The 18,365-nt window shown below is 35.2% G+C and carries 20 protein-coding genes; 16 read left to right on the top strand and 4 right to left on the bottom strand.

Going from position 1 to position 18,365, the window contains the following annotated elements:
• The first annotated feature begins 129 nt into the window (after positions 1 to 129).
• The 3 genes from ABJD27_RS05490 to ABJD27_RS05480 all read left to right on the top strand — a co-directional run bounded on the left by ABJD27_RS05490 (position 130) and on the right by ABJD27_RS05480 (position 2,944).
• Complete coding sequence (locus ABJD27_RS05490; protein WP_348169779.1) at positions 130 to 864, top strand: TlpA disulfide reductase family protein; 735 nt, start codon at positions 130 to 132, stop codon at positions 862 to 864.
• Between the two features lie 2 nt (positions 865 to 866).
• Positions 867 to 1,520 carry a hemolysin III family protein gene (locus ABJD27_RS05485; RefSeq protein WP_348169782.1) on the top strand — a complete coding sequence of 218 codons (654 nt, stop codon included), beginning with the start codon at positions 867 to 869 and terminating at the stop codon, positions 1,518 to 1,520.
• A gap of 113 nt (positions 1,521 to 1,633) precedes the next feature.
• On the top strand, positions 1,634 to 2,944 hold the full coding sequence (locus ABJD27_RS05480) for a DEAD/DEAH box helicase (RefSeq protein ID WP_348169785.1): 1,311 nt from the start codon (positions 1,634 to 1,636) through the stop codon (positions 2,942 to 2,944).
• 57 nt (positions 2,945 to 3,001) lie between these two features.
• Here the strand turns inward: ABJD27_RS05480 and ABJD27_RS05475 are convergent, their stop codons facing one another.
• Positions 3,002 to 3,253 carry a DUF1456 family protein gene (locus tag ABJD27_RS05475; protein WP_348169788.1) on the bottom strand — a complete coding sequence of 84 codons (252 nt, stop codon included), beginning with the start codon at positions 3,251 to 3,253 and terminating at the stop codon, positions 3,002 to 3,004.
• Between the two features lie 88 nt (positions 3,254 to 3,341).
• Here ABJD27_RS05475 and rluF point away from each other — a divergent pair, with 88 nt between their 5' ends.
• Genes rluF through ABJD27_RS05460 form a run of 3 tightly spaced genes read left to right on the top strand, consistent with a single transcriptional unit; the run spans position 3,342 to position 5,491 of the window.
• Positions 3,342 to 4,076 (top strand): 23S rRNA pseudouridine(2604) synthase RluF, encoded by a 735-nt coding sequence (rluF, locus tag ABJD27_RS05470; RefSeq protein WP_348169791.1) that lies wholly within the window; start codon positions 3,342 to 3,344, stop codon positions 4,074 to 4,076.
• 2 nt (positions 4,077 to 4,078) lie between these two features.
• The gene (locus ABJD27_RS05465) at positions 4,079 to 4,849 is read left to right on the top strand and encodes a hypothetical protein (protein WP_348169794.1); all 771 of its coding nucleotides are present in this window, start codon (positions 4,079 to 4,081) and stop codon (positions 4,847 to 4,849) included.
• Between the two features lie 36 nt (positions 4,850 to 4,885).
• Positions 4,886 to 5,491 (top strand): hypothetical protein, encoded by a 606-nt coding sequence (locus tag ABJD27_RS05460; RefSeq protein WP_348169797.1) that lies wholly within the window; start codon positions 4,886 to 4,888, stop codon positions 5,489 to 5,491.
• Between the two features lie 94 nt (positions 5,492 to 5,585).
• On the opposite strand, the gene ABJD27_RS05455 is transcribed toward ABJD27_RS05460, so the two are convergent.
• Both ABJD27_RS05455 and ABJD27_RS05450 read right to left on the bottom strand, forming a co-directional pair.
• On the bottom strand, positions 5,586 to 6,233 hold the full coding sequence (locus tag ABJD27_RS05455) for an SIMPL domain-containing protein (protein ID WP_348169800.1): 648 nt from the start codon (positions 6,231 to 6,233) through the stop codon (positions 5,586 to 5,588).
• Positions 6,234 to 6,279: 46 nt separating this feature from the next.
• A complete protein-coding gene (locus tag ABJD27_RS05450; protein WP_348169803.1) occupies positions 6,280 to 6,930 on the bottom strand; it encodes a rhomboid family intramembrane serine protease in 651 nt (216 codons plus the stop codon).
• A gap of 108 nt (positions 6,931 to 7,038) precedes the next feature.
• On the opposite strand from ABJD27_RS05450, the gene ABJD27_RS05445 reads away from it, so the two are divergent.
• On the top strand, positions 7,039 to 7,944 hold the full coding sequence (locus ABJD27_RS05445) for a lysophospholipid acyltransferase family protein (protein ID WP_348169806.1): 906 nt from the start codon (positions 7,039 to 7,041) through the stop codon (positions 7,942 to 7,944).
• 80 nt (positions 7,945 to 8,024) lie between these two features.
• Here the strand turns inward: ABJD27_RS05445 and glmM are convergent, their stop codons facing one another.
• Positions 8,025 to 9,413, bottom strand: a complete 1,389-nt coding sequence (gene glmM / locus ABJD27_RS05440; RefSeq protein ID WP_348202003.1) for a phosphoglucosamine mutase — start codon at positions 9,411 to 9,413, stop codon at positions 8,025 to 8,027.
• 289 nt (positions 9,414 to 9,702) lie between these two features.
• Here glmM and ABJD27_RS05435 point away from each other — a divergent pair, with 289 nt between their 5' ends.
• From ABJD27_RS05435 to ABJD27_RS05395, 9 genes are all read left to right on the top strand, one after another.
• Entirely contained in the window at positions 9,703 to 10,302 is a 600-nt protein-coding gene (locus ABJD27_RS05435) for an acyl carrier protein phosphodiesterase (protein WP_348167119.1), read from the top strand.
• A gap of 18 nt (positions 10,303 to 10,320) precedes the next feature.
• A complete protein-coding gene (locus ABJD27_RS05430; RefSeq protein WP_348167122.1) occupies positions 10,321 to 10,446 on the top strand; it encodes a hypothetical protein in 126 nt (41 codons plus the stop codon).
• Between the two features lie 441 nt (positions 10,447 to 10,887).
• Positions 10,888 to 11,205, top strand: a complete 318-nt coding sequence (locus tag ABJD27_RS05425; RefSeq protein ID WP_348167125.1) for a tetratricopeptide repeat protein — start codon at positions 10,888 to 10,890, stop codon at positions 11,203 to 11,205.
• A 15-nt stretch (positions 11,206 to 11,220) separates the two neighbouring features.
• Complete coding sequence (locus ABJD27_RS05420; RefSeq protein WP_348167128.1) at positions 11,221 to 11,757, top strand: metal-dependent hydrolase; 537 nt, start codon at positions 11,221 to 11,223, stop codon at positions 11,755 to 11,757.
• 417 nt (positions 11,758 to 12,174) lie between these two features.
• The gene (locus ABJD27_RS05415) at positions 12,175 to 12,339 is read left to right on the top strand and encodes a hypothetical protein (RefSeq protein ID WP_348167131.1); all 165 of its coding nucleotides are present in this window, start codon (positions 12,175 to 12,177) and stop codon (positions 12,337 to 12,339) included.
• 213 nt (positions 12,340 to 12,552) lie between these two features.
• Positions 12,553 to 14,259 (top strand): gamma-glutamyltransferase, encoded by a 1,707-nt coding sequence (gene ggt, locus ABJD27_RS05410; RefSeq protein WP_348167134.1) that lies wholly within the window; start codon positions 12,553 to 12,555, stop codon positions 14,257 to 14,259.
• Positions 14,260 to 14,446: 187 nt separating this feature from the next.
• The gene (locus ABJD27_RS05405; RefSeq protein ID WP_348167137.1) at positions 14,447 to 15,118 is read left to right on the top strand and encodes a DNA alkylation repair protein; all 672 of its coding nucleotides are present in this window, start codon (positions 14,447 to 14,449) and stop codon (positions 15,116 to 15,118) included.
• Positions 15,119 to 15,457: 339 nt separating this feature from the next.
• Positions 15,458 to 15,913, top strand: a complete 456-nt coding sequence (locus ABJD27_RS05400; RefSeq protein ID WP_348167140.1) for a MarR family transcriptional regulator — start codon at positions 15,458 to 15,460, stop codon at positions 15,911 to 15,913.
• Complete coding sequence (locus ABJD27_RS05395) at positions 15,913 to 18,321, top strand: 3-hydroxyacyl-CoA dehydrogenase/enoyl-CoA hydratase family protein (RefSeq protein WP_348167143.1); 2,409 nt, start codon at positions 15,913 to 15,915, stop codon at positions 18,319 to 18,321. The genes ABJD27_RS05400 and ABJD27_RS05395 overlap by 1 nt, the downstream gene beginning before the upstream one ends.
• Positions 18,322 to 18,365: the final 44 nt, after the last annotated feature.

The following is an 18,365-nucleotide window of genomic DNA, read 5'->3' as shown; positions in this document are numbered from 1 at the left end:
TTTCTAGAAAAAACGTAGTATTCACGTTCATAGTATATAACACAAACTTTAAAAACACTTTTATATCTTAGCGATTGCTAAGTACCTATCTAACCTATTTTCTATTTGCAATTATATACCCTCGTTCACATGCGATTCTATCTCTTTCTTGTTTTTTTATGTTGCTACAGTAGTACTTTCTGCCAGGAAACATATTATAATTTTCAAGACGACATATATGATGAAGTACGCTTTCGCGAAAAGCTAAAATCCATCGAAGAAATCTACTCACAACAAAGTAATTATAAATATACCACAGCAACTTACAAAGTCCGATCTACTGTAGTACGTCAAGATTCTATTATTCAAAATGTCGAAGTTGTACTCTCGCAATCTAACTCATCGCCGCTAGATATTAATACAGGCGTACAAAGTTTTATAAATAAACCACTCCCCTATTTTGAATTACAAAATCTTCAAAATCATATCAAAACTAATACCGATTATACAGATAAAGTCACCCTTATAAATCTATGGTTTACTTCCTGTCCTCCGTGTATTACTGAGATTCCATATCTCAATTATCTAAAAGATACCTATGAAGATCAAGTACATTTTGTTGCCATTACTTTTGATCCAAAAGATAAAGTAGAACGGTTTTTAGAAAAGAAACCATTTCACTTTGAACATCTGGTCGATGCTATTACTTATTTATATAGAGACTTAAAAAACAATGTGTTTCCGAAGCTCATTCTTCTAGACAAAAAAGGACAGGTTCGCTTTGTAGAAAACGGCGTTATTCTAAGTGGAAATACGTCTTCACAACCTGAAGCTGCAGTCGTAGAACTTAAGACCCAATTAGATTTCTTATTATCCGAAAAGTAATCATGGGAAAACAATACACTGCTGTTACCTATAGTCCTCTAGAAGAAGATTGGAATATCTATACGCACCTGGTTGGTTTTATTTTGAGTGTTGTAGGACTTGTGATGCTATGCTTTCGCGAAAGCGTAACAACAACCTACACCATAAGTGCGCTTGTGTTTGGGCTTAGTTTATGTATCCTCTACTTTGCATCTACTATCTACCATAAAGCGACGCAACCAAAACGAAGAGCTAGACTCCAAATTTTTGATCACGCCGCCATTTATATTCTTATTGCAGGAACATATACCCCTTTTACACTTGTAACATTAGAAGGAGAAACTGGGATCATTATTTTTTGTGTTACTTGGGGCATTGCACTATTTGGAGTGATCCTCAAAATTTTTTATACAGGACGTTTTGATGTTTTATCTACCATACTCTATGTTGCTATGGGATGGATGATTGTCTTTGCCTACAAACCTTTGATAGCCAACCTACACCCTACTGGGGTTCAATGGTTATTTGGAGGTGGAATTGCCTATACGGTAGGCGCAATCATATATAGCTTTAATAAGATTCCAGGGAATCATGCTATTTTTCATGTCTTTGTTTGCATAGGGAGTTTTTGTCATTTTATGGCTGTTTACCTATACGTTTGGATGCCTATACACTAGATTTATCCAGTATCCAAAATAGATTCTTTCTGATATAAGATTTTATAAATATTCTTAGAAATAAATAAAAAAGTACGTCATACACTTTGCTTTAATGGTAGTACCTTTGCGGTATGATAAGTCATCAAAAAAATCAGCAGCAAATACTAGCAAAGCTTGGTATTACAACTCTTAATGACATGCAAGAAGCTGCTCAGCTTGCTATTCATGCATCTAAAGATGTTGTTTTACTCTCCCCTACAGGAACAGGGAAGACACTCGCTTTCTTATTACCTACGATAGCCGAGCTTGATCCTGACATTCAGGAAGTACAATTGCTTATTGTAGTACCGTCTCGCGAACTTGCAATACAGATAGAACAAGTAGCTCGTAATATGGGCACTGGATATAAAATACATGCTGCATACGGTGGGCAATCTTTTAATACAGATAGACAGGCCATCAAACATAGACCCGCCATACTTATAGGAACTCCTGGACGTCTTGCAGATCATTTACGAAGAGAAACCTTCCCGACAGAAGATATTAAGACACTCATTCTTGATGAGTTTGATAAATCACTAGAAGTAGGTTTTGAAGGAGAAATGACAGAAATCATAAGTTACCTTCCTAATCTATCTAAAAAGATATTGACTTCAGCAACACAAGGAATTACGGTCCCCTCATTTGTAAAGCTTGACAAACCAGTAACGGTAGATTACCTTCATGAAGGAAATTCTAAACTAGAAATTAAAGCCATTGTATCTCCAGAGAAAGATAAACTAGCCATGCTAGAAAAGGCATTGAGACATCTCGGTAATCAGCCAGGGATTATCTTTTGTAATTTTAAAGATACTATCGCTCGCATAAGTGAATACTTATCAGACTACGGGATTGCACACGGTTGCTTTTACGGAGGAATGGAACAACGAGACAGAGAATTATCATTATTAAAATTTAGAAATGGGACGCACCAGTTATTACTAGCAACAGATCTTGCGGCCAGAGGAATTGATGTACCCGATATTAAATTTATCATTCATTATCATCTACCGGTACGTGTAGAAGAGTTTACACACCGTAATGGCCGTACTGCCAGAATGCATAATGAAGGCGCTGCATATGTCCTTCACTGGCGTAATGAGCGTTTACCCGATTTTATAAAAAAAATGGATGAAGAATACATTCTAGATAAAGAAGTACGTCCAGCATCTATATGGGAAACCTTGCAAATTTCTGGAGGTCGTAAAGACAAAATATCAAAAGGAGATATTGCAGGACTATTCTTTAAACAAGGAGGAATTACCAAAGAACAACTAGGTGTAATTGAATTAAAACAAGACACTGCTTTTATTGCAGTACATAAAACAGTCGCAAAACAACTCATTCATACACTGGATAATGCCCGTGTAAAGAAAACCAAAGTAAGAGTTAAACTAGCTTAATCCTTTTGAGTCTATTAGAATCTCAATATACAGATCATATAAAAATATAATAAGGAACTATTCTGGCTTCTTATCCTTCTTAGGAGGCATTGGTCCTCGTAAATGAATAACAAGACCGTTTAAAAAATTACGTAAGAACTGATCACCACATTCCATATACTTAGGATGATCTTCTGCTCTGAAAATAGCGCCTAGTTCACTTTTGGTTACTTTAAAATCAACAAGACTGCATATTTTAACAATATCATCATCACGTAATTTATGTGCTACACGTAATTTTTTAAAGATATCATTATTTGTAAGTGCCATATGCTATATTTAAGAAGACAAAGTACGTGATTTTAATTTTTTCGCGAAAGCAAACAGCTAACGATTAATTCTTTTAATTTTGCCAACTATGGAAGAACAAAAAACCACACGTATTAATAAATACCTAAGTGAGGTAGGATATTGCTCGCGAAGAGCTGCAGATAAGCTTATAGATCAAGGAAGAGTCACCATAAATGGTAAAGTGCCAGAAATGGGTACAAAGATTGTTTCTGGTGATAAAGTGCACGTAGATGGGGTTTTGATTTCTCCTACAGATGAAGCGCTTGTATATATTGCTTTTAATAAACCAGTAGGTATTGTGTGCACAACAGACACGCGTGTTGAGAAAGATAATATCATAGAATATATCAATTACCCAAAACGTATCTTCCCTATCGGTCGTCTTGATAAACCCAGTGAAGGTCTTATTTTCCTAACCAATGATGGCGATATTGTAAATAAGATTCTAAGAGCTCGTAACAACCACGAGAAAGAATATGAAGTAACGGTAGATAAACCTATTACTCCTTCTTTTATACAACAAATGAGTAATGGAGTTCCTATCCTTGATACCGTTACCCGTAAATGCGAAGTAGAAAAATTAAGCCGTTTTAAATTTAAAATCATCCTGACACAAGGATTAAATCGTCAGATACGTAGGATGTGTGAATATCTAGATTATGATGTGGTGCGCTTAAAGCGAAATCGTATTATGAATATAACCCTCGATATGCCAGAAGGACAATGGAGAGATATCACCATAGAAGAACTTGACGAAATTAATAGACTTGTCGAAAAATCAACAAAAACACACGATTCTTAAGCATGGAAGAACTGATAACAAGACGTGATTCTCTTAAGAAGAAAATGTATAAAGACAAAGCAATATCTATTGGAACGTTTATTGGAGGTCCACTAGTAGGTGGCTATCTTTTAGCTGAAAACTTCAAAGCCATAGGCCAATCGGATAAAGTAACAAAAACTTGGATCATAACAATCCTAGCAACTATCGCCATTTTTGGATTAGCATTTTTAATACCTGAGAACACTCGTTTTCCTAAAATCCTAATTCCTGCCATATATACAGCGATTGCTTCTGGTATATTTAAAAAATATCAAGAGCCTAATGTACTAAACCAACTTGAATCTAGTGGAGAGTATTATAGCTGGGGAAGAACTATTGGGGTTTCAATAATAGGTATAATAATAACTGGGGCTATACTTCTTATAACTGCTTTTACAATTATAGAAATTGAAGAAAGTAATATGGCTACAAAAAAATATGGTCTAACGGTAAAACATGAAATTGAATATAATACTTCAGATTTTACTGTAACAGAAATAGATCAGATTGCAGATGGCTTTATAGAACACGCATTTTTTGACCTTGATGTTGCAAAATATGTATACGTAAATAAAGAAGAGCAAACTTATGAATTGTATATGCCTATTTCTGAGATGTATGCAGATGATCAAGGAGTCATAAAAGAGTTCACAATTCTTAAAAAAAAAATGGATTCATATATTACTGATAAAAAAGTGATTATGAAGATTGTAGTAAACGATCTTGACAATGTAATACAGGTTATAGAATAAAAAGTATATATTTAGCTCAACAATAACCATCAAACTATGATCATATACGGAACCAAACCCGTTCATTTAAAAACCGTTGAAAACAAAACAGTAAAATGCGGAAATTGTGATACCCAAGGGCAAATTGCTTTTAGTTATTACAGTAGTCATTTTCATGTATTTTGGATTCCTATGTTTCCATATGTACGAAAAGGGTTTTCTAGTTGTACAAATTGTGGAGAAGAATTAAAGCCCAAACAAATGCCTGAGCATATGCGTAGGGCGTATCAAGAGACTAAAAAAGATACCAAACTTCCTATCTGGCAATTTGCTGGAATTATACTTGTAGCACTTTTAATAGGTTACTTCATCTACCAATCTAAAGCAGACGATGCAAAATATGCTGAGTACATGACAAGCCCAAGGAGTGGTGACATATATAGATATAAAGAAGGCTATGAAGAATTTACAACCCTTAAAGTAGCTGAAATTACTGAGGACTCAATTTTTGTTATTCCAAATGAATATATGACCAATCTAAGGACAGGTATATCAGATATTGATATCGATGAAAACTACGGAGAATTTATGTATGGCATCTCTCGTGATGAAATACAACGTATGTTTGAAGCAGAGGAAATTTATCAAGTAGATAGAGAATAAGTCAGTTGAGGTGTTTACCTCTTTCTTTCATAAAAAACATCCTTTCAGTCATATGATCGAAAGGATGTTTTTAATTTATATAATATGTAAAGTATTATTTCAATTCAAAACTAGCAGAGATACGTACTATTATAGACAACTCACCAGGAGCAATGCTTTCACCACCAGCATCAGATGAAGCTTCCATTGCAAAATTGGCACTTTTAAATCTAGGTTGTGGCGACTGTGTAGATGATTCACTTATTTGAACTGCTTTTCCTACAGATTGTCCAATAGCACCTGCATACGTTTCTGCTCGTTTTTTTGCATCTAGCATTGCCTTTACTCTAGCTTCTTCCTGTAAAGCTGTAGCCTGAGAAGATTTAAACTGAACTCCATCTATACGATTGATCCCTGAGTTTAATAAACCAGATATAATCGTTTCATACTGTTTGATATCTTTAAGTCGTACTGTAAGTGATTGATTTGCCTTATAAGAATACGTCTTTGAGTTATAATCGTAATTCTTATTTAAGTTAATATATTCTGTTTGTACATCTTCTTTTTCTAAGCCTTGAGCTCTTAAAAATTTAATCACCGCATTGATAGATGCGTCATTCTCTGTCTTAACAGCAACAGCATTTTTACCTTCACTCTCTACTCGTACTTTAATATCTACTTGATCTGGTGTGACTTTTACGACTCCTTTGCCTACAACATTAACAAGAGGTTCTATAGTATTGGTTTGTGCAGTAAGGCTCATAGTACAAAAAATTAAAAGGATACAAATTGATTTCATTGTGATAGAATTAAATTTTACCTAATTTAATCATTACAAATAAGATTATAATAGGTATTGCGAGTAAAATAACCATTAACGTACTGGTTTCTAATAAAAAAGGAGCAATAAATAAAGTAATGAGGTATCCACCTACAGCTCCCCCAAAGTGAGCATCATGCCCTATATTATCATTTTGAGCACGCATCCCATATATAGAATATAAAAGATATCCTATCCCAAATACATAAGCAGGGATAGGTATAGGAATCAAGATAAAAGCTAGTTTCATCTCTGGATTTAATAAGATAGCCGCATATAAAATACCAGATACTGCACCACTCGCTCCTAATGCAGAATAATGATACTCATCTTTATGGAAGAAATAAGATAACAAGTTTCCTATTAAAAGGCTTCCTACATAAATAATTATAAAATTAATAGTACCTAATGCAAAAATAACTGCGTCTGCAAAGAAGTATAACGTAAGCATATTAAAAATAAGATGAGGAGGATTGGCATGTAAAAATGCTGAGCTTATCATACGTATTTGCTCACCTCTACGAATAGCTCCTATATTAAATAAGTATTTCTCTCTAAAACTAAAATCATTAAAACCTTTCAACGAGACAAGTGCGTTTAATACTATAATGACTATTGTTACTGGATGTAAGTCCCCCATAATTTATTTTTATACCGTTTAAATATACACCATTTAGAAATCCAATGAGTATCAATACGCAGTAAAGATACCTATATTTGTGATATTGAATTATAACATTTTTTCTGAATGCAAGCTATAGCATATTGGCTCATATATCCGCTACTTTGGATTATTTCAAAACTACCTTTCAGGGCATTATATATGCTTTCTGATGTCGTTTATATCCTTATATATCGCGTGATTGGATATCGTAAAAAAACAGTGCGTTATAATCTTAAAACGGCGTTTCCAGAAAAATCATCTACTGAACTACTACAAATAGAAAAAAAATTCTACCATCATCTCTGTGACTTATTCTCAGAAATGATAAAAACCTTAAGCATTACTAAAGAACAACTCAATACTAGAATGACGTTTACCAATATAGAAGTTCTACAAGGATATGAAAAAGAAAAGCAAAATATTATTATACTCCTAGGTCATTATGCTAGTTATGAATGGGCATTTGCCATGCAATTACACTTAAAAAATACAGGACACGGTATTTATAAAAAAATCAAAAATCCACACTTTGATAAATTAGTAAGACGTATTAGAGGGAGATGGAATACAGAACTCATTGCAAATAAATTTGCCGCAAAACGTATGGCACAACATAAGAAAGATGGTATTACTACCATGTATGGCTTTGCTGCCGATCAATCTCCTAAGCTTCAAAAATCTAGTTATTGGACTATGTTCTTAGGACATGAATTGCCTTTCTTTACTGGTGTTGAGCGTATTGCAAAAAACTTAAATTTGCCAGTTGTCTATCTTAAAACAAAAAAAACAAAGCGAGGGCATTATGAAGGAACATTCATTCGCCTAGCAGAAAACCCAAATGAGGTAGAAAATTTTGATATTACTGACGCCTTTGCAAAAGCATTAGAATCTCAAATACAAGAAGAACCACGTTATTACTTATGGACGCATAAACGTTTTAAACTCCTTGGAAAAAAACAACAATCAGCAGGAAAAGACAAGACTTCTTAAAATACGTATCCATTTTTAATGTAAATAAAAAAGCCCTCTTAGTGACAAGAGGGCTTTTTTATTTATGCTAGTTATAGTTCTTATAATCCAGCTACTTCTTTAATTTCATCAATCATCGCATCGGCTACACGAGTTGCTTCTTCTTGTGTACCTGCCTCTGTGTAAATACGAATGATAGGCTCTGTATTAGACTTACGTAAATGTACCCAGTGATGTTCAAAATCTATCTTAACACCATCTATTGTACTAATATCTTCATGGGCATACTTTGTTGCCATCGTTGCTAATAAAGCATCTACATCAAGTGTTGGTGTAAGTTGTATCTTCTGCTTACTCATAAAGTATTGAGGATAACTAGCTTTAAGTTGACTCACAGTCATGGTTCCTTTTGCAAGATGTGTTAAGAATAACGCAGTTCCTACAAGACTATCACGTCCATAATGAGAGGCTGGATATATAATTCCTCCATTCCCTTCACCTCCTATAACAGCATCGGTATCCTTCATTAACTGCACTACATTTACCTCACCTACAGCACTGGCATTATAAGTTCCTCCATGCTTTTGTGTAATATCTCTAAGCGCACGAGATGAAGAAAGATTAGACACGGTATTCCCTTTGGTCTCTCCTAGTACATAATCTGCACAAGCAACAAGGGTATATTCTTCACCAAACATCTCTCCAGTCTCATCTATAAAGGCAAGACGATCTACATCTGGGTCAACTACAACTCCAAAATCTGCCTTTTCCTTTACTACAAGTTTGCAAATATCACCTAAATGTTCTTTAAGCGGTTCTGGATTGTGTGGGAACTCTCCATTAGGTTCACAATACAATTCGACAGGAATCACTCCTAATGCATCTAGCAATCTAGGAATCGCAATACCTCCCGTGGAATTTACTCCATCTACTACTACTTTAAACTTTGCAGCTTTAATCGCATCTACATCGACAAGATCTAGTGCTAGTACTTCTTCTATATGCAAATCGATATATGCATCGTTTACCGTGATCTTCCCGAGATCATCTACCTCAGCAAATGTAAAGTCTTCATTTTCGGCATAGTTAAGAATCTTCTCTCCTTCGATACCATTTAAAAATTCTCCTTTACTATTAAGCAGTTTAAGTGCATTCCATTGTTTTGGATTATGAGATGCCGTTAAGATTATCCCTCCATCTGCATGTTCCATAGGAACTGCAACTTCAACCGTAGGTGTTGTAGATAGCCCTAAATCGATTACATGAATTCCCATTCCTATTAAGGTATTCATCACAAGTTCTTGAATCATGGCTCCAGAAATACGAGCATCTCGACCTACCACAACGCGATACGTTTCTTTATTGCGATCGTTTTTGAGCCAAGCGCCATATGCCGCAGCAAATTTTACAGCATCTATTGGAGTTAAGTTATCACCTGTAGAACCTCCTATGGTTCCTCGTATCCCAGAAATGGATTTTATTAATGTCATATGATTGGTTGTGCTTTCGCGCCTGCCTGCCAGTTAGCAGGAAAGCAAAAATATTTATTGTTGTTAATAATTCATTTAGCATTTGGGGGATTGCAAAAGTAAGAAAAAGAGAAACTATTTTAGCTTCATTCTAAGAATAGTAAAGTTTTCATAATATCAACGGTAGGATGTGTCGGTAAATGTACTAAGTCCGCTTTCGCGAAAGCGTATAAAACCTTAACAAAACAACACTAAAAAATGTTATCTATTTTTAGGAGTTATTACGTAGCAAATAGTACCTTGTTCACTTATGAATTTTCTCGCACACATATATCTTTCTGGAAATGATGACTTAATTACAATAGGCAACTTTATGGCCGATGGCATCAAAGGGAAGAAGTATTTAAAATATCAAGAAGGCATCCAAAAAGGAATTCTTATCCATCGCTGGATTGATAGTTATACCGATAGTCATCCTATTACCAAACAAAGTACTAAAAAATTACACGCCAAATATGGTCATTACAGTGGCGTTATTGTAGATATACTCTACGATCATTTTTTGGCAAAGAACTGGAAAAACTATCACGATCAACCTTTAGATGAGTATGTAGACGATTTTTATACACTCCTTAAAGACAATCATGATTTGCTTACTACGCGTATCCAAAAGATGATGGTCCCTATGATGAAGCAAAACTGGTTATTAAGTTATGCTACGCTAGAAGGTATTGAGACTGTACTCTATAATATGAACATTCGTATAAAAAATAGAGTTCCCATGGATGAAGCGATCCAAGACCTAAAAGAACATTATGATGCTTTTGAAAAAGAGTTTACTGCCTTTTTTGAAGAGTTAAGAACTTTTATAGCTCAAAAAACAAAAGAAATCAACGCCTCGTTTAACTAAGAATATTAAAATAATATCATGAATAAAATAATCCTAACCATATTTTCATTATTCCTGTCGATATCTGTTTTTTCTCAAGAAGAAGATCCTTCGATGAATCTGACTGTTCCCTATTATGAAGCAGTAGATCAATGGGTAATTTAGACTCGAGATAAAGAAAAAAATGAAGTAGGATATGGTCTTATATACCTAGATAATACCGCAGGATTTACATATAACTATGAAGGTAGTGCAACTATACATGAAAATAAACTTACTAAGATAGAAGATAAGTTTATAAATAGTTCTATAAAAGCAAGGCTAGACCCTCAGAAAACCTACACCGTAACGCTATTATCAGAACAACAAATAAAAGATTTAAAACTTCCAAAAACTCCCGAATGGTTAGCTACATATAAGTCTGGTGAAAATACCGTTAACTATTTAAAAAATGAAGGATATCATTACAATCATATAGGACAATCACAAAGAGCATTAATTCCATTAGAAAAAGCATATACGCTAGATCCTCATTATGAAGGATTAGAGTTTGAAATTACATATGCCTACAATGCGCTCAAACAATACAAAAAAGCAATTCCAATCTTGATAAAAGCCATCGATCATAATCCTAATAATTTTTATTTTTATCGTGAATTAGGATTTTCTTATAGATATCTCGGTAATATAGAAGAGGCAGAAACAACCTATACAAAAGGGATTGAAATTTCTGACGATGACTTTGAAAAAAGCGAAATGGCTGTAAATATGGCTAACTATTATTTTCTTATTAAGAATAGAAAGAAATTTGAAGAATGGGCTAAGCTCACTAGAAAATATTCTACCACAGAAAGAGGATATAATCATTACATAGATTATTTTGAAAAAGAATGGGATAATGAATCTCTTAGAAAACAGAATTAATTATATACAACACATATGGCTTCGGCATTTGGTCATGCATTTGCAGCAATAGCATTAGGAACTACATTACCTAAAGAGATGAGGTCTATCAAATTCTGGTTACTTGCCATGATCTGTTCAATACTTCCTGATGCAGATGTGATTGGATTTTCTTTTGGAATTCCGTATGAATCCTTTTGGGGACACCGAGGTTTTAGTCATTCTCTGTTATTTGCCATTTTGGTAGGTCTCATTATCTGTTTTCTTTTTTACTACAAACTATTTTTTTCTAGAAAAGGAATCATAATCATTCTATTTTTTACGGTAGCAACAGCCTCTCATGCAATTCTAGATGCTATGACAACGGGAGGGTTAGGTGTTGCTTTTTTTTCTCCTTGGGATGACACACGTCACTTTTTTGACTGGAGACCTATCAAAGTCTCTCCTATAGGAATTGGTAATTTTTTTAGTGATCGAGGAAAACGTGTTATCCTAAGCGAACTCATATATATAGGCATTCCAGGAACATTATATATGATGATCACAAGTAGTATACATAGATTTAAAAAATAGAAATACATCAGCTTTAACAATATCATTATAAATCCTAACAATTAATTAACATCTCTAGACACAACCATTTAGTATTTTACAACTCTATTATATAAGAAGCATACTATGACCTTACTATAATAGTATCAAAGCAGTCTGAATATAGTGGTGCATATCCAGACTGCTTCTTTTTTCAATCCACATATAAAACGTATTTGCTATTATTTTTAACATATTGATTATCAATATGTTAAAAATATCCTTTTTTCTTCTATCAGCGTGTTAAAAAACACTTTCATAAAAAATAAAACATTTATATTCAGGCTATTAAATTACATTCTTGCAAGAATAGACATATACCTGAGTGTCTTAAATGATCAGGCATAATAACCTTATAACTTATTTAGTATGTTAAAGAAAATTTTAAATGTAAACGGAGTGCAGCTATTAAATCATGCTACACAAAAAAACATCAAGGGAGGAACCTGTCCATTATTACATATCATTTCTACTCAAGAAGGATGTGAAAGCTGTGGAGGGAATTGGTCTGGTTTTGGCAACAGCGGTCTTTGTGAATTACCAATTAATCACTTCTGTCAATAGTAAGCATATTTTAAAAATACATAAAAACAGCCTGAGTATATTTCATATATTCAGGCTATTTTTACATACGATTACAACCATCATATAAATAGTGTCTCAGGAATATTTTTTCATTTTAATAAGAATCCCTACTTTTAAAAAATAAAGAACAATACGGGTTATACTCAATCATAACCTATCTAATTCTTCTTAAAAAGATATTCTTATTACTCTATGAAATATTACATCGCATCCCTTTGTTCCCTATTATTCTTAGTCACAAGTTGTAAAACCGAAACTCCTCAAGAAAAGAGAGAGATCAAGCGTGGCGTTATTACCCAAAAAGCTATGGTAGTTTCGGCACGAGAAGAAGCCTCAAAAATAGGATCGATGATTATGGAACAAGGCGGTAATGCCTTTGATGCCATGGTTGCTACAGAAATGGCACTTGCCGTAACCTATCCCTATGCTGGAAACCTAGGTGGTGGTGGTTTTATGGTCTACCGCACTGCCGATGGCCAAGTAGGAGCACTAGACTATCGTGAGAAAGCACCAGGTGCAGCAGATAAGGACATGTACCTAGATGAAGAAGGCAATGTAATTCCAAACCTAAGTACAGAAGGCGCTATGGCCGTAGGTGTTCCAGGAACCATCTCCGGAATCTTTGCCGCACACGAAAAATTTGGATCAATGCCTATAGAAAAACTATTACAACCCGTAGTAGATCTAGCAAGGAATGGATATGTAGTTACAGAGAAACAAGCCGGTCGATTTAAAAAATATAGCGATGTTTTTAATAAAGTAAATGGAGACAGTACGATGCTATATAGTACCGCTTTCGCGAAAGCTGAAACAGTAAAAAACCCTGCTTTAGCCGAAACCTTAGAACGCATCATCACAAACGGAAAATCCGAGTTTTACGGCGGAGAAACAGGTCAAAAAATGGTCCAATACCTACAAGATAAAGGAGGCATTATGACTGTAGCCGATCTTGAAGCATATGAAGCACAATGGCGTACACCAGTAACCTTTGAGTATGATAACCTAAAAATTATCTCTATGAGTCCACCATCAAGTGGAGGTGTTTGTCTTGCACAAATCATGCAAATGATAGAACCGTATGACGTATCACAACTAGGGCATAACTCAGAAAAAACAATACAAGTCATTACCGAAGCAGAACGTCGTGCCTATGCAGATCGAAGCTTCTACTTAGGAGATCCTGACTTTGTAGATATCCCTATCGAAACTTTAATCTCCGATACCTATAGCACCAACAGGATGGATACCTTCTCTTGGGAAAAAGCAACACCATCTAGCGAGGTCAACCATAGTGACCTTCCTGGTTATGAAAGTATGGAAACCACCCACTACTCTATCGTAGACCAATTTGGGAATGCCATTGCTGTAACAACGACATTAAATGGTGCGTTTGGATCAAAACTATATGTAGACGAACTTGGTTTCTTCTTAAATAATGAGATGGATGATTTTTCTTCAAAACCAGGCGTTCCTAATATGTTTGGGCTTTTAGGAGCCAAAGCCAATGAGATTGCACCAGGTAAACGTATGCTCTCTAGTATGACGCCAACTTTGGTAGAAAAAGATGGAAAATTCTGGATGACCGTTGGAACCCCAGGAGGATCTACCATTATTACCTCGGTATTACAAACGATTCTTAATGTACATGAATTTGAAATGGGAATGCAAGAAGCAGTAAATGCACCGCGCTTTCATCACCAATGGTTACCAGATATTGTAATGTTTGAACCTAACAGTTTTGATCCTACACTACTTGAAAACCTAAAAGCCAAAGGATATACACCTAATGAAGAGGTATCTCCTGTAATAGGAAAAGTAGACGGAATTCTTGTACTTCCTGATGGAACACTAGAAGGAGGAGCAGATCATCGTGGCGATGATACTGCTGTTGGATTTTAGATATTTTAAAAGTAAAGAAAAAAGAATATAGAAAATAGACGAGTTAAAGGTAACTGAGTGCTTTAAATCAAAAATATAATCAAACCCAGAAACCTCTACTTTGTAAAAGTTATGAGTTTCCCCTCTAGGAAGAGAGGATTAAGGGGTGTGTCCGTTTAAAATAATATATCATTAATCCATAACAGTAATGAACTTCGTCTCAGACCTTATAGATTCTCTTTCTGCAGTAGCAAATACAGCACATGCAAAAAGCATGACAGAATATATGAGAGGGAGGTATAGTTATTTTGGTATCAAAGCTCCAGAGCGAAAAGCCATTCTTAAAACCACCATAGATCACTATAAACCACAACTAGATAGATCCACCGTAATTACTATTGTAAAGCAACTCTATAAACATCCGCAACGTGAACTCCATTACTGTGCCGTCGAACTTGTAACTCGTTTTCTGAAAAAGAAATTTCGTAAAGAAGACATTTCGCTTATTAAACATCTCATTATTACACGTGCGTGGTGGGACACCGTAGATATGATTGCAAAACACCATCTCGGTGGGTACTTAAAACTATTTCCAGAAGAAACGATAAAAGTAATTCAAGAGTTTAGTACTGCAAACCATCTATGGCTTAATAGAAGTGCCATTATTTTTCAACTAGACTATAAACAAGGAACCGACACTTCCCTACTCTTCTCTCTATGTTTACAACATAAAGACACTGGGGAGTTTTTTATGAATAAGGCTATTGGTTGGGCATTGCGAGAATACAGTAAAACAAACCCACAAGCGGTTATAGAATTTGTTTCTAAAAATTGCCTCGCACCATTAAGCGAGCAAGAAGCCCTTAGAAAGATTAATTAAAGAAAATTAATATACAATAATATAGGGTTTATTTGTAATACGCTTTCGCGAAAGCGTATACCACTCCTAGATATACTCCCAATATATGTAAATAAATAATATCTCAATTATTATTATACAACATCTCAAAATTGAAGCAATCATACCTATAAGTAAAATCTTTCCTATATTTATAAAGTTATAATCGTACAAAAATTGTTAAAACACCTCGCAAACCGCTACTGTGAGTCCTTTATAACTAACATTCCCTTATTATATTAAAAATTTATATGTATTTTACTATGCATGCATAGCATATTTATGTATCTTTACAACGATTTCGAAACTTAACACTCCCTAATGAAAGATAAAACCATTGATTTTTGTTTGCGTTATACTTGGCAAGCCGTTATAAAAATGTATAACGAGCAAGCGTCAAAATACGATGCAACCATGGCCCACGCATTTGCGCTTCTTAGTATAGATCAAGAAGAAGGGACTCCTTCTACAGCATTAGGACCTCGTATGGGAATGGAAGCTACTTCTCTATCTCGTACGCTTAAGACTATGGAAGACAAAAAATTAATCGTACGTAAACCTAATCCAGCAGATGGAAGAAGTGTTTTAATACATCTTACAGAAGAAGGAAGACGTAAACGTCAATATTCAAAAGATCATGTACTCCAGTTTAATAATAAAATCCGAGAACATGTTTCTGAAGAAGAAATACTAGGGTTTTATAAAGTAATAGAAACTATAAACGACTTAGTACAAAACAAGAAAATATTTAATCAAGAAGAAACTATACATAAATAATGGCAAAACGTATAATAAGAAAAGTAGCCGTCATCGGTAGCGGAATTATGGGAAGCGGAATCGCTTGCCATTTTGCAAATATTGGTGTGGATGTACTCCTTCTGGACATCGTCCCTCGCGAACTAAATGATAAAGAAAAAGCAAAAGGATTAACATTAGAGCATAAAGTCGTACGTAACCGTATGGTAAACGACTCATTAAAGGCTGCCTTAAAAAGTAAGCCCTCTCCTATTTATAGTCAAGCTTTTGCAAAACGTATTACCACAGGAAACCTAGAAGATGATATCGCCAAGGTAAAAGATGTAGATTGGATCATTGAGGTTGTTGTAGAACGTCTAGATATCAAACAACAAGTATTTGAGAACCTAGAAAAACACAGAACACCAGGAACCCTTATTACTTCAAACACCTCTGGAATTCCTATCCAGTTTATGAATGAAGGACGTAGTGAGGATTTCCAAAAACATTTCTGCGGAACCCACTTCTTTAATCCTGCACGTTACTTAAAGTTATTTGAAATTATTCCTGGTCCCAATACAGACCAAGACGTACTTGATTTCTTAAATAACTACGGAGAACAATACTTAGGAAAGACCTCTGTAGTAGCAAAAGATACGCCAGCCTTTATCGGAAACCGTATCGGAATTTTCTCAATTATGAGTCTATTCCACGCTGTAAAAGAAATGGGACTTACTGTAGAAGAAGTAGACAAACTTACTGGTCCAGTTATTGGACGCCCTAAGTCGGCTACCTTTCGTACCGTAGATGTTGTAGGACTTGATACGCTTGTACACGTAGCCAACGGAATTGCTCAAAATTGTAAAGACGACGAGCGTAAAGAACTCTTCGCCTTGCCATCTTTCATCAACACCATGATGGAAAATAAATGGCTAGGGTCAAAAACTGGACAAGGGTTTTATAAAAAAACAAAAAACGCCGAAGGGAAAACAGAAATCCTTTCGTTAGACTTAGATACCTTAGAATACCGTGCAAACAAACGTGCAAAATTTGCAACTCTTGAACTTACAAAAACGATAGACAATGTCGCAGATCGTTTTAAAGTACTCGTAGGAGGAAAAGACAAAGCAGGCGAATTTTACCGCAAATCCTTTGCTCACCTATTTGCCTATGTACAAAACCGTATCCCAGAAATCACTGACGAACTCTATAAAATAGACGACGCAATGAAAGCTGGTTTCGGATGGCAACACGGACCTTTCCAAATTTGGGATGCCATCGGAGTAGAAAAAGGAATCGAACTTATGAAAGCAGAAGGACTTGAAGCAGCTTCTTGGGTGACCGAGATGATCGCTTCTGGAAGCACATCTTTCTATTCTGTAAACGAAGGAGCCACTCATTTTTATGATATCCCTTCAAAAACACAAACTAAAGTTCCTGGACAAGATGCATTTATCATCCTAGATAATATTAGAAAACAAACCGAAGTCTTTAAAAACTCAGGCGTTTCTCTACAAGATCTCGGTGACGGAATCTTAAACCTAGAGTTCCGTAGTAAGATGAATACCATTGGTGGTGATGTATTAGCAGGACTAAATACAGCCATTGATATTGCAGAGAAAGATTTTGCAGGTCTCGTGATAGGAAACCAAGGAGCTAACTTCTCTGTAGGTGCCAATATTGGAATGATCTTTATGATGGCAGTAGATCAGGAATATGATGAGCTCAATATGGCCATTAAGTATTTCCAAGACACGATGATGCGTATGCGTTACTCAGCCATCCCAACCATTTCTGCCGCACACGGTATGACTTTAGGAGGTGGATGTGAGTTATCACTTCACGCAGATAAAGTAGTTGCCGCAGCCGAGTCATACATTGGACTTGTAGAATTTGGTGTTGGTGTCATCCCTGGTGGTGGAGGTTCTAAAGAAATGGCATTACGTGCCTCAGACACCTTCCAGAAAGGAGATGTAGAGCTTAATGTATTACAAGAACATTTCCTTACCATTGGTATGGCAAAAGTATCTACATCTGCCTATGAAGCTTTTGATACAGGGATTCTACAAAAAGGAAAAGATATTGTCGTTGTAAATAAAGACCGTCAGATTGCTACCGCAAAAGCGCACGCAAAAATTATGGCAGACGCAGGATACACACAACCGGTAAAACGTAATGATGTCTTAGTATTAGGAAAGCAAGCCTTAGGAATGTTCTTAGTAGGAACAGACAGTATGGAAGCAAGTCATTATATCTCAGAACACGATAAGAAAATAGCAAACAAACTAGCCTATGTGATGGCTGGAGGAGATCTTTCAGAACCAACAAGAGTATCAGAACAATACTTACTAGACTTAGAACGTGAAGCCTTCTTATCACTTACAACAGAGCGCAAAACATTAGAACGTATTGAGCATATGTTGAAAAGAGGAAAACCGTTGAGAAACTAGTTTTGTTCGCTTTCGCGAAAGCGTATAAAAGAATATAGATAATA

Origin of the sequence: Dokdonia sp., from assembly GCF_039945015.1 — a bacterium.
GTDB lineage: Bacteria > Bacteroidota > Bacteroidia > Flavobacteriales > Flavobacteriaceae > Dokdonia.
Note: the sequence above shows the minus strand (reverse complement) of the source record. Positions and strands in the feature narration are given on the sequence as shown.